The following is a 12,016-nucleotide window of genomic DNA, read 5'->3' as shown; positions in this document are numbered from 1 at the left end:
AAACTTTTATAATCCCTCTTGTTATTTAATGTAAAAATTTATTCATTAATATACATCTTTCTCTCGAAATAATTAGCTTAATTAAATATTGTCAAAAGTGATAGATTTTTCTGTTGACGCAAATTTAGATATTAGCTATGGGTTTAATAACCCTCTATTAATAACGCAAAAATTACGTGTAAGTAGATATTTAGGAGCTACCTACACGTTTTTCCAAGTTTTATTTATGATCTGAGTATTGAATAGAGTTGATTACTATTCTTTACTTAAATAGACTCATTTCTAGTAGTATCAGCATTATCTATATGCAATTCACCTGTGGTGTTAATGTCTAACTCTTCTCGGCGAATTGTCTCTTCAGCTTCTACTGTATCCCGCTCTACTAATTTTGTAACTCGGACTTCTTCGCGGACAAATGTTTCCTTGCGAATTTCTGGTGTTTCTTCGTATACTTCGATGCGTGCTACTTCACCTTCTTGGAACTGAAGTTCGTTAGCATCTACAACTGTGCTTGTTTCTGTCGCTGGAACTCGCTCAATAACAACACGTTCTTTTGTTACTGGGACTGTAACTGTTGCAGTTTCAGTTTCAATATGCTTACCAACAGCAACTTCTCCGGTTTTTACACGGCGTTTATTCGCAATCAGCCGTTCTTCATACAATTTCAGAGTTTGATGATTTTGCTCATTCAAATCGTATAAATTAGGTTCTTGTTGGTAAGTATATGTGTTGCGATCATAAATTAAATCGCTGTTAGCCGGACGAAATACACCGCGTACACTTTCTTCATAGTCTGCATTAACTATGAGGTTTTCGTTGTACTCAGGTAACATTTCTACTTGCTGTTTACTTAATCCATCAACATATACACGTTGTACTGCATAATTGATCCGTGCCAGACCGATTGGTAGTAATATTTTTTTACCAAAAGTCTCAAAGTCTGTTTCAATCACCAGATAGCGAAAACGCCCATCTTGGTCAACTAGAGCATCTGCAACTGAACCTACTTTTACTCCTCCCTCAGTATATAGATCCAAACTTTTAACATCATCACCGCTAAATGTTTCTCGGTATTGCGGATCGAATTCTTCGAGTTTATACAGAGGCATAGATTTTAAATTTTTGAGGACTTCTATTTATATTTTCAGCATAAAAATTCTTGTGTAAAAAGTCCTCTGGCTGGCGACTGAATTCAATTGAGATATTTATAGTTTATATTTATTAAAATATGAAGGAATTTCCCTGTATTCATAACCTATATGTATAGGTCTTAAGTTATATCAAAATATCTCAAGAATCTTCCAAAAGTAGAGGCGTACATCTGTACACCTCTACTACGCTAATATCCTGAATCTCAAATTTGCGATCGCCTGCTGAAAAAAATTCTGTTGAGTGAATTTCCGAAATTTTTCAGGACACATTTAGGACTAATATTTGATTTGGGAAAAAATCAGTACGCTCAGACAAGGCTTCTTTTCTACTCCTGTACGGGCGGGTTAATGAAGAATTTCGTTTAACTACAGATTCATTCACTCAACACGCCCCTACCTATTCCCTACTCCCTGTCTACACAACTAAATTCAAAAATCAAACCGGATTTCTATTACAGAGTTAGCTGTCATGTTTTGTTGACAGAATCCACAATAGGTCTAACCATAATTGAGGATGAGTCCGCTTGAGTTTAGACATGGGATCGCGCACCAAATTGCTGGCATTTAAGCAGACAACTTCAATTAGCCCTAAGTACTGGGCTACTTCTCTAAGGAGATTTTTTTGTATGAGTACAGCAGCCATAAGTTTATCAGGGCAGTAAATGCTGACATATCGTTTATGGAATTGAGTAGGATACAGATATGTGAACTGCGGGTTAACAACTTTCACATAACAGTGGCGAATTACTTCCCATGCACTAGGATGAGTGTGTTCGAGAATTGTCGTAAATTGCTGTGCCAAATCTTCTTCGGTAATCATATTGCCTCTAAATCTTGCAGGAAAAGCCCTAATTGCCAGGGATATTTATTAGCCAAAGGCGCGCGCGATCGCTTTTATCTCCTGACAATATCGGTTGGTATATTCTTCACTAGCGAGATTACCTGCCTAAAAAGCATCAAAACCGAAACTAGAAATAAAAACTGTAGCGATCGCCGCTTTTTACCAATTTAGTTGGTAATATTTTGGGAGACAAACTGAAAATTTTTGGAAATTCTTATCCTATCAAAAAAAGCTCAAAAGCTTGCCATATATGCGTTTATGGTCTTCTGCTTTCCAGCTAAAGCAGGTAAAACTAACCCAAGGCCAAAATTTTTTCCCTTTTCGCAAGAAAACCAGCAAGATGTATGTTATTCTTTCTGTAGAGGAAAATAAAAGGGCAAGGCAAAAACCAAAGTCAGCCTTTTGCAAGCACAGATACAGGTAAATCCGCTCCGGCTTTGTAAATTTGAGAAAAAAGGAAGCCAATGAAGCAGGATAGCGACCTCCGCAATAATTTGAAGTCAATCAGAACCCGCTTAGGAATGAGCCAGCAAGATTTAGCAAACATCGCTGGTGTAACTCGTCAAACTATTAGTGGTGTCGAGTCAGGGCAATATGCTCCTTCTGTAGCAATCACCCTAAAATTAGCGAAGGCACTTGGCTGTCAAGTTGAGGATCTATTCTGGTTAGAGCAGGATTTACCTGAAATTGAAGCCGTTCTTGCCAAACCTGTCACAATTAATCAACCTCTGCGGGTTAGTCTAGCGAGAGTTGGCGGCCAATGGATAGCTTATCCTTTAGTAGGAAAAGAAGCATTCCGCCAAGATATGATACCTGCCGACGGAGAGGCAGAAAGGCAAATAGGTGCAGATAAAGTCAAAGTCAAGCTATTAGACGATAACCTGGAAGCACTGCACAATACAGTTGTAATTGCTGGTTGTTCCCCTGTAATCTCGCTCTGGGCAAGGGCTACTGAACGCTGGCATCCGCAGTTGCGAGTACATTTTACCTTTGCTAACAGCATGGCTGCATTGCATAGTTTATGCTCAGGTGAAGCGCACATTGCAGGGATGCACCTATATGATCCCAAAACAGGCGAACATAATGTTCCTTTTGTGCGAGAAGCTTTAGCGGGAAAATCAGCAGTTGTGATTACCCTTGGTTTATGGGAAGAAGGATTATTAATACCATCTGGTAATCCCAAAGGTTTGAAAACACTGTCTGATTTAGTCGCAGCCAAAGCAACGATTATTAATCGTGAAACTGGTGCTGGGAGTAGGATGCTATTAGAACGCAAACTGCAAGAAGCGCAAATACCGTTTGATGCAGTTAAAGGATTTGAGCATATCGTTACCAGTCATCAAGATGTTGCCCAAGCAGTCGCATTAGGTTCAGTTGACGCAGGTATTAGTACAGCATCGGTTGCTACAACCTTTGGGTTAGGATTTATCCCACTGCATCAATCACGATACGACTTAGTGATTCTCAAGGAATATCTAGAAGAAGCACCAATACAACAGTTGTTGAGTACCTTGGGACATCGCATAGTTCACTCACAATTAGAAGTTCTCGGTGGCTACGACATTAGCAAAATTGGGGAAGTCGTAGCAACTGTTTAGATTATGGAATGGGGAGTAGGTAGGGGTGCAGGGGTACGGAGGAGCAGAGGAGAGAATTGTACGGTTTCCGCACGAAGATGCACACCTATCTAACTGATTGACACGATATTAAAGAGTAAAATTTTAGTCTTCAGATTTCATTCAATATGTATTGGATTTTAACAGTTGTGGGCGTAGAGCGATCGCCTCCAACGACGTTCTACTAACCATGCGAACACTTCACATCGCAGACCCACAAAAATTCACCAATTACTAGGAGACTACATCATCATGTCCGACGAAAGAATTAGACAGATAGCCTTTTACGGTAAAGGTGGTATTGGTAAATCTACTACCTCCCAAAACACCCTCGCTGCAATGGCAGAAGTTGGTCAACGCATCTTAATTGTCGGATGTGACCCCAAAGCTGACTCTACTCGCTTGATTCTCCATACTAAAGCTCAAACAACCGTTCTGCACTTGGCCGCTGAACGTGGTGCAGTCGAAGACCTAGAACTTGAAGAAGTCGTAATTGAAGGCTTTCGCGGGATTAGATGCGTAGAATCTGGTGGCCCTGAACCTGGCGTTGGTTGTGCTGGACGCGGTATTATCACCGCTATTAACTTTCTAGAAGAAAACGGCGCTTACAGTAATGTAGATTTCGTATCTTATGACGTACTCGGTGACGTTGTATGTGGTGGTTTCGCCATGCCAATTCGGGAGGGGAAAGCACAAGAAATCTACATTGTTACCTCTGGTGAAATGATGGCGATGTTTGCAGCTAACAACATCGCTCGTGGTGTTTTGAAATATGCACACACTGGCGGTGTGCGCTTGGGTGGTCTAATTTGTAACAGCCGCAAAACAGACAGAGAAGATGAACTGATTAGCACATTAGCTGCTAGGTTAAGCACTCAGATGATTCACTTCGTTCCCCGTGACAACATCGTGCAACACGCAGAATTGCGCCGGATGACTGTGAATGAGTACGCACCTGACAGCAATCAAGCTCATGAATACCGAAAATTAGCTGACAAGATTATCAACAATAAAAATCTAGCCATTCCTACACCCATCGAAATGGATGAGCTAGAAGATTTATTGATTGAATACGGTATTCTCGAAAGTGAAGAAAACGCGGCAAAATTAGCTGGTGTCAGCAATGCTCAAGAAGAATCTGCCAAAAAGCAGAAAGATGCTGAAGGCGAGGCACTAGAAGCACTGAAAAAAGGCAATGTTGAAGTTGTTTCTGGTAGCGACAAAAACTAAAGTTTGTTAGTTACCTCTTCATCAGCATTAGGTGGGCTATTTTCGCCCACTCTATCCTCAAGAGTCTATCAACATTTGGAGGTATTCTCATAGCTGATCTATTGTTTTGGATGTTTTCGCTTTACCATTCTTACCGCAACATTTTCAGATTTTTAATGCGAAATTAGTATTTTAGTTTTTCTCTTTCTCTACATGGTTGGTTGTTTATTTCTGAGGGAATGGGAAGGTTATTTTTCCCATTCTTTTTTATCTTGCTTCCAGGCACATATAGGACTCATATTTGATTTTTGAAAAAAATCAGTACATCGTTACCTGCCTTCTTTGCTATTTATTGCCTATTGCGTATTCCCTATTGCCTGACTACACAAGTAGTTCAGTAATCAAACCAGATTTCTATAGATGAAATGAGTTTTTGAGATTCAATTCCAAAATATTACCTGCTAATCACGAGCTATGAAAACTAATCAAGGAAACACCAACAGACATCCTCATAATTCAATGCCAGACAATGAAGATAGATTTGGGATGGAAGTACCTTCAGCTTTAGATGTTCATGAAGATTGTGCTTTTGATGGGGCAATGTTAACTCTTGTACCTATTGTTGATGCTGCACATTTAATTCATGGGCCAAGTGGGTGCATGAGTAATTATTGGGGAAATCACAGCAATCTTTCATCTGATTCTAAACTCAACAAGGTTCGCTTTACAACTGATATGGAAGAAAGCGACATTATTTTTGGTGGTGCTAATAAATTACAAAAAGCTATTTTGCAGTTAGTGAGACGTTACCAACCTAGTGCTGTATTTGTCTATTCTACTTGTGTTTCTGCTCTGATTGGTGACGATATTCATGGAGCTTGTAACGATGCTCATGAACAAACAGGAATACCAATTATCCCTGTAGATTCTCCTGGTTTTGCTGGTCGCAAAAATTTAGGTATTCGTCTGGCTGGGGAAACTTTAATAGAACAGGTAATTGGCACAGCCGAACCAGAATTTATTACACCTTACGATATCAACATTATTAGTGAATATGATATTGCAAGTGCAGTTAATAATATTTTGCCGTTGCTAGAAAAATTAGGTATCAGAGTTTTAGCAAAAATTATATGTAATACTCATTACAAAGAAATTTGTTATGCCCATCGTGCTAAACTTAATGTGCTAATTTCTGCAAAAGTGATGTTAAAGTTTGCCAGAAAAATGCAGGATAAATTTGACATACCATACATAGAAGCATCATTGTATGATGTGGAAGATATTAATCAGCTTTTGAGAAGTGTTGCTGCCAAACTGGGCAATAATGAACTTAGAGAACTTACAGAAAATTTAATTAGCGAAGAGGTTGATAATTTATCGGCAAAACTCACATTCTATAAATCCCAACTAGAAGGTAAAACTGTAATTATTGATATTACTGATTCCCCAGCGTGGGAAATGATTTCATCTGCTAAGTCTTTAGGGATGAATGTGATTCCGATTAGTAGTGGAAGATTGAATCAAGAAGATAGAAATAGACTGAAACAATTGCTTGATAGAGATGACATAGTTTTAGTAAATGACAAAAATCCAGAGATTACGTTGATAATTAATGAAAATCAAGCTGATTTATTCATAGCAAGCAATAGCCTAAATTCTCTCGCCTGCCAATTCCACATTCCTTTCCTCAACATTAATCCCGAACGGCATCATGTTTACGCTGGTTATGCAGGGGTGTTAGCCGCCGCACAAGAATTATACGCAACTATCTACAGCCCCGTTTGGTCACAAGTACGCAAATCTGCACCGTGGGAAGAGGTTGAATGATATTACCTGTTGGCGTGAATCCTCATCAATAAATTTGCACCAAAGTTGAATTAAGTAAGTCGGTGGGAAAAAACAAAACTATCTTAAGAAAGATTAAATAGATTAAAACCCTCTTCCCTCCTGCCCTCTGCCTCTTGCCTTACCCCAACTACAAATATTTAAGCTGTTCTACTTATGGCAATTGTTAGCGTTACGAGTACATCAGTTACAGTTAATCCTCTGAAACAAAGTCAAGCAATTGGCGCAACTTTAGCATTCTTAGGCTTGAAAGGAATGTTGCCTTTATTACATGGTTCTCCTGGTTGTAGTGCTTTTACTAAATCTCCTCTAGTACAGCATTTGTGTACGGCGATTCCGCTTTCTAGTACAGCAATGACAGAAGTCTCGACTGTTTTGGGTGGTGAGGATAAGGTTGAAGAGGCAATTTTACAGATGGTGCAGAGATATCAACCAGAAATTATCGGTTTATGTACTACTGGATTGACGGAAACTAAAGGCGATGATTTGCGGCGTTTGACTAAAGATATTCGCCAACGTTACCCAGAATTGGATAATTTGCCGATTGTATTAGTTTCTACGCCAGATTTTAAAGGTACTTTGCAAGATGGCTTTGCCGCAGTAGTAGAAAGCGTAGTGAAGGAAATTCCCCAAAAGGGTCGCGGTTGTTGTCTTGGGCAAGTTGTCTTGTTGGCGAGTTCTGCGTTTACACCAGGAGATATAGAACAGCTAAAAGAAATTATCTCTGCTTTTGACTTGCAGGCGATCGCACTCCCTGACCTTTCTGGTTTATTAGATAGTCAGTGGAATCATGACTACAGCCCAGTCACAGCCAGTGGTACAACTTTGGTACAATTACAGCAAATTGGTCATTCTGTTTTCACCTTGGCTTTGGGTGAAAGTATGCGCGGTGCAGCCAAAATTCTAGAACAACGCTTTGGCATACCTTACGAAGTGTTTAGTGAATTAACCGGGTTAGATGCCACAGATAGATTTTTACAAGCATTAGCAGATATTAGCGGTAATACTGTACCAGAAAAATATCGCCGTCAACGCCGTCAATTACAAGATTTGATGCTGCATACTCATAGTTACTTTGGTGGTAAGCGCGTTTCTGTGGCACTCGAACCTGACTTACTCTGGTCAATAGTTGCTTTTTTACAGTCAATGGGAGTGCAAATTCATGCAGCCGTGACCACTACACGTTCTCCTGTACTGGAAAAGTTAGCAATTCCTTGTGTGACTATCGGTGACTTAGAAGATTTTGAACAGATGGCGGTTGGTTCTGACTTGCTGATTGCCAATTCTTATGCAGGTGCGATCGCTCAACGACTCAATATTCCCCTTTATCGTCAAGGAATCCCAATTTTTGACCGTTTAGGTAATGCTCTGTCTACTAAAGTTGGCTATCAAGGTACTATGCAGATGTTACTGGATATTGGCAACTTATTTTTCAGCCGCTAAATCATACATAGCCGTTGAAGCATAGTTGAGGATATCAAAAGACTTTCAAGCCTGCGTAACAAACTTTTACCAACTTATTTGGTAAACAGATACAATTGATACAATTTTGGTGGTTACTTTGGGCTTTGATGCTTACTAGGCATTTATTTAAAACTGTTCGGACTATACCAACCAATACTAGTAAGCAATGTGAAAGCTGGGCATAAACTCAAAATCAAGTCTTTGACTCGGAGTAATCCTATCAAGTCAACAAGGACAAGGAAGAAAGTCGGTAACTTCGCTAAAAAACTTCGTCCCAACTGGAATTGGAAACCATCAAATACAGTAGACTCTGTACTTACGTGGTTTGAAGTTATTGGCTACACTGTAGAATTGGAAACAGATATCGCCTCTGGTAGACATCAGACAGAACGCAACAATCAAACTGAAGTTATTTTAAGCAGTAGGCTACGTCATGCTTTGCAACGTATTAATCCTACGATATCATCAGAGGCACTCCAAGAAGCTATCCGTCAGTTAACTGTTTTACCAAATAGTAGCCTGATTGAAAATAACCTTTATTTTCACAGATTATTAACTCAAGGGATTGATATTACATACATAATTGATAATCAAATAATTATCGAGAAAGTATGGCTGATAGATTCGTCTAATTTGCTGAATAACGATTGGTTAGTAATTCATCCATTTACTATTAATACGGATAATCATACTCACCATTTGGATGCAGTTATCTTCATTAATGGCTTACCTTTAGCATTATTGTATAATCAGCTTGAGGCTAAAACAACTACTTTTAAAAAGGCTCAAGCGAGTTGGCAACAATATATTCAAAATATTCCAAAATTGTTTTTTTATAATGCCTTTTTATTAATTACTTATGGCAAGCGAGCAGGCATTGGTACATTAACCTCTAACTCAAAAGATTTTTTACCTTGGCACACAATAGATGGTGAAGACTTTCCCCATTCACAAGAAACAGAAATAGATGTGCTAATTCAAGGCATCTTTGATAAACGACGCTTTTTAGAGCTAATCAAACATTCGATAGTGTTTGAGGAAAATGGCGTTAGTCGCAGTAAAAAGTTGCTTCGTTATCATTTTTGTACTGTGCAATAGGCTTTAAATGTCCAGCAATTAACATATTAATTTTAAGAAAAATTGATTTTATTGCTACTTACTTACCAACCATCTTGATTAAAACCAACTAAGTTGGTATGACTACCTCGTCCGAATATATACTTAGTTTTTAAAGAAAGGTTAATAAAAAACTAAGTCAATTTGGCGATCGCAGCCATAGTTTTCTGACAAGAAATACAAACTGTTAATCAAGGAATATTTTATGAATGTCACTCGCCATATAGCTAGTGCCTCTTTAGTGCTGTCTATATTAGGATTCTGGCAACCATCCTTAGCTCAACCACTAGATACACCTTGGAAGAAACAAGAAATACCTGCTCCTTGGGAAAAAAACAGATGTCCTGGTGGGTTTGTAGAAAAATTTCGTTTAAGTGGTGAACTGGAGAAGCAAACCACTTTCACTCTACAAAAATTGACACAGTTACGAGATTCTTTAAAAGCCCAAAACCCTTCAGTAGTTACAGAACTCACTGTTAGCTTTCAAACAAGCTCAGGTAAGAGAACGGAAACATACTATGGCGTTCCTCTGTGGGATCTGATTAATAATGAGAAAGCTGGTGGCGGACTTAAACCCGCTAATCCTGGGCAAAATCCAAAAAATGCTTTTCTGCGACAGTACATTCTGGTTGAAGCGACTGATTGTTATGGAGCAGTTGTAGCTGTTGGCGAAATTCACCCAAACTTTGAAAATAAAACAGTGTTAGTTGCATTTGCCAAAAAAGGTAGCGACGGCAAAGTTGAATTGCTCACAGATGAAGGATTTGCGCGTCTTGTAGTGCCTGGTGATAAAGCAGGCGGACGTTACGTTAGCAATATTAGAAATATTGTCGTGCTTTCTGCGCCACCTTCTCCTTTAGAAGGGCGGGTGAGGTTTGGAGGATATTAAAATAAGGAGGCTAGGGGCTAGTATTTTTACTCGTACTAAGTTGCGTTCAGAAATAGTATTTCTACTCCCCACTCCCTACCTCAACCAGTACTTTAGAAATTAAATAGGATTGATTGCTGTAGCCTCTAACCTCTAGCCCCTAATCTCTTTTTAAACCTAATTTATGCTAAACAAACGCTTCTATCACATTGGCTTTGGGCATGATGATTTTGGTGCAACGCCTCCCAGTATTGCTTTATTATCTGGCGATCCTGAAAGAGCGCATCTGATTGCTCAAACTCATTTGCTAGATGTGCGTTTATTGTCACAAAATCGAGGGCTGGATAGTTACCTTGGATATTTACCTAATGGTCGCCCTATCTTATCAGCTACTAGTGGGATGGGTGCGCCTTCTTTAAGTATTGTGGTGAATGAGTTGGTACAGGTGGGAATTCGGCAAATTATTCGCATTGGGACTTGTGGTTCAATCCAACCTGATGTACCAGTTGGTAGCATTGTGATTTCTAGTGCAGCGTTGTGTCGTCAAGGAGCAGCTAATGATATTGCGCCTGTGGAGTATCCGGCTGCGGCTGACCCATTTTTGACGGTGGCTTTGGTAAAGGCAGCGCAAGCATTGGGGTTTGAGCATTATTTAGGGATTACAGCTTCTGTGGATACTTTTTATGAAGGTCAGGAACGAACTGATTCGGCTAATCCTCACTTAATGCGATCGCTACGTGGTATTACAGAAGAATACCGCCAGTTAAATATTTTGAACTACGAAATGGAATGCGGCACGTTATTTAAAATGGCAGGAGTATATAAGTTTGCAGCTGCGGCTGTGTGTGGCGTAGTCGCACAGCGTACCGTGGATGAACAGGTAATTTTAGAGCAAAAAGCTATGGCTGTTGATTGTGCGATCGCAACTGCTATCAATGCAGTTACTAACTTAGAATTAACTTACAGCAGGTACTAGGCAACAGGCAATAGGGTCAGAAGTCTTCTAGTATATGGCTTTGTTCTTAACATCTGTAGTTCATTTACCTGCAATCTGCTGTAATATTGTCCCCAACCTCACTACTACTTACGTACTTTCATCGATTCTTTACTTAATCTTTAAAATATCTCTTAGTAAATCTCGGTAATATAAATTTATTCTGATTTAATTTTTTTAAATAAAAATCGCATTTTTTTGCGTATTTCTTTAATCATAAAAACTTGATGTTTATAGTACATAAATTAAAGTTTTAGTTCAAATTAACTCTAAATTTTTTCATAAAATTTCGTCTTTCAGGGTACTAAAAAACTGAAGAGGAAAATAAGATGAATCTTTCTGTTAAATGTTGGATTACTAACATTAACATAGCTTTGATTGCAGTAATGCCAACATTAACATCCTCACTATTGACCCATAAAGCAATAGCTGAAGATGCAGGATTCTGTTTTATGGTTACTCCCTCTGGTAGAACTGTTGAGTTGACAAAACTTTGTCATCATACAACCCAAACACAAGCAACTTCTAGCCAGAAAGTTTTTCGAGTTCCTATTAAACGTCGCTTTGGTAGAACTCCGGTGATTGATGTCACCTTCAATAACCAAAAAACCTTTGAGATGATTCTGGATACAGGTGCTAACAGTACTTTAATTACTCAAGGAATGGCAAATACTCTGCAAATCAAAGCGACAGGTATCATGCAAGCTCAAGTTGCAGATGGCACTCAGATAAAATTCCCCACAGTCAAGGTCAATTCTATAGCTGCGGGGGGATTAATCGCAAATAATTTGGAAATAGCGATCGCACCTAAAGCAGGCATTGGCCTACTTGGTCATGATTTTTTTGGCGATTATGACATCAAAATTTCGGCAACAGCAGTAGAATTTCATCAGCGTTAATTTATAACAAACT

At 39.0% G+C, this 12,016-nt stretch carries 10 protein-coding genes; 8 read left to right on the top strand and 2 right to left on the bottom strand.

Features of this window, described 5'->3' with window-relative positions:
* Positions 1 to 266: 266 nt before the first annotated feature.
* On the bottom strand, positions 267 to 1,109 hold the full coding sequence (locus H6G76_RS15520) for a DUF2382 domain-containing protein (protein ID WP_190702044.1): 843 nt from the start codon (positions 1,107 to 1,109) through the stop codon (positions 267 to 269).
* Between the two features lie 502 nt (positions 1,110 to 1,611).
* A complete protein-coding gene (locus H6G76_RS15515; RefSeq protein WP_190702041.1) occupies positions 1,612 to 1,971 on the bottom strand; it encodes a hypothetical protein in 360 nt (119 codons plus the stop codon).
* 485 nt (positions 1,972 to 2,456) lie between these two features.
* Between H6G76_RS15515 and H6G76_RS15510 the strand changes: the two genes are divergently transcribed.
* The 8 genes from H6G76_RS15510 (at position 2,457) to H6G76_RS15475 (ending at position 12,003) form a co-directional block, all read left to right on the top strand.
* Entirely contained in the window at positions 2,457 to 3,590 is a 1,134-nt protein-coding gene (locus tag H6G76_RS15510) for a substrate-binding domain-containing protein (RefSeq protein ID WP_190702039.1), read from the top strand.
* A 270-nt stretch (positions 3,591 to 3,860) separates the two neighbouring features.
* Positions 3,861 to 4,838: a nitrogenase iron protein gene (nifH, locus tag H6G76_RS15505; RefSeq protein ID WP_190702036.1), complete on the top strand. Its 978-nt coding sequence runs from the start codon at positions 3,861 to 3,863 to the stop codon at positions 4,836 to 4,838.
* Between the two features lie 453 nt (positions 4,839 to 5,291).
* On the top strand, positions 5,292 to 6,644 hold the full coding sequence (locus H6G76_RS15500) for a nitrogenase component 1 (RefSeq protein ID WP_190702035.1): 1,353 nt from the start codon (positions 5,292 to 5,294) through the stop codon (positions 6,642 to 6,644).
* A gap of 174 nt (positions 6,645 to 6,818) precedes the next feature.
* Entirely contained in the window at positions 6,819 to 8,105 is a 1,287-nt protein-coding gene (nifN, locus tag H6G76_RS15495) for a nitrogenase iron-molybdenum cofactor biosynthesis protein NifN (protein ID WP_190702032.1), read from the top strand.
* Between the two features lie 189 nt (positions 8,106 to 8,294).
* Complete coding sequence (locus H6G76_RS15490) at positions 8,295 to 9,224, top strand: type I restriction endonuclease (RefSeq protein ID WP_190702030.1); 930 nt, start codon at positions 8,295 to 8,297, stop codon at positions 9,222 to 9,224.
* A gap of 223 nt (positions 9,225 to 9,447) precedes the next feature.
* Positions 9,448 to 10,131 (top strand): hypothetical protein, encoded by a 684-nt coding sequence (locus H6G76_RS15485; protein WP_190702027.1) that lies wholly within the window; start codon positions 9,448 to 9,450, stop codon positions 10,129 to 10,131.
* 163 nt (positions 10,132 to 10,294) lie between these two features.
* On the top strand, positions 10,295 to 11,086 hold the full coding sequence (locus H6G76_RS15480; protein ID WP_190702025.1) for a nucleoside phosphorylase: 792 nt from the start codon (positions 10,295 to 10,297) through the stop codon (positions 11,084 to 11,086).
* A gap of 347 nt (positions 11,087 to 11,433) precedes the next feature.
* Positions 11,434 to 12,003 (top strand): TIGR02281 family clan AA aspartic protease, encoded by a 570-nt coding sequence (locus H6G76_RS15475; protein ID WP_190702023.1) that lies wholly within the window; start codon positions 11,434 to 11,436, stop codon positions 12,001 to 12,003.
* Positions 12,004 to 12,016 lie beyond the last annotated feature (13 nt).

The sequence above is a fragment of the Nostoc sp. FACHB-152 genome, from assembly GCF_014697475.1.
In the GTDB taxonomy this organism is placed as follows: Bacteria; Cyanobacteriota; Cyanobacteriia; order Cyanobacteriales; family Nostocaceae; genus Nostoc_B.
This window is presented reverse-complemented; position numbering and strand designations above follow the sequence as displayed.

What these genes read in the sequence shown, in the direction of transcription:
- H6G76_RS15520 (WP_190702044.1), bottom strand. Translation starts at nt 1,109, where the DNA reads ATGCCTCTGTATAAACTCGAAGAATTCGATCCGCAATACCGAGAAACA.
- H6G76_RS15480 (WP_190702025.1), top strand. Translation starts at nt 10,295, where the DNA reads ATGCTAAACAAACGCTTCTATCACATTGGCTTTGGGCATGATGATTTT.
- H6G76_RS15475 (WP_190702023.1), top strand. Translation starts at nt 11,434, where the DNA reads ATGAATCTTTCTGTTAAATGTTGGATTACTAACATTAACATAGCTTTG.
- nifN (WP_190702032.1), top strand. Translation starts at nt 6,819, where the DNA reads ATGGCAATTGTTAGCGTTACGAGTACATCAGTTACAGTTAATCCTCTG.
- nifH (WP_190702036.1), top strand. Translation starts at nt 3,861, where the DNA reads ATGTCCGACGAAAGAATTAGACAGATAGCCTTTTACGGTAAAGGTGGT.
- H6G76_RS15515 (WP_190702041.1), bottom strand. Translation starts at nt 1,971, where the DNA reads ATGATTACCGAAGAAGATTTGGCACAGCAATTTACGACAATTCTCGAA.
- H6G76_RS15500 (WP_190702035.1), top strand. Translation starts at nt 5,292, where the DNA reads ATGAAAACTAATCAAGGAAACACCAACAGACATCCTCATAATTCAATG.
- H6G76_RS15485 (WP_190702027.1), top strand. Translation starts at nt 9,448, where the DNA reads ATGAATGTCACTCGCCATATAGCTAGTGCCTCTTTAGTGCTGTCTATA.
- H6G76_RS15510 (WP_190702039.1), top strand. Translation starts at nt 2,457, where the DNA reads ATGAAGCAGGATAGCGACCTCCGCAATAATTTGAAGTCAATCAGAACC.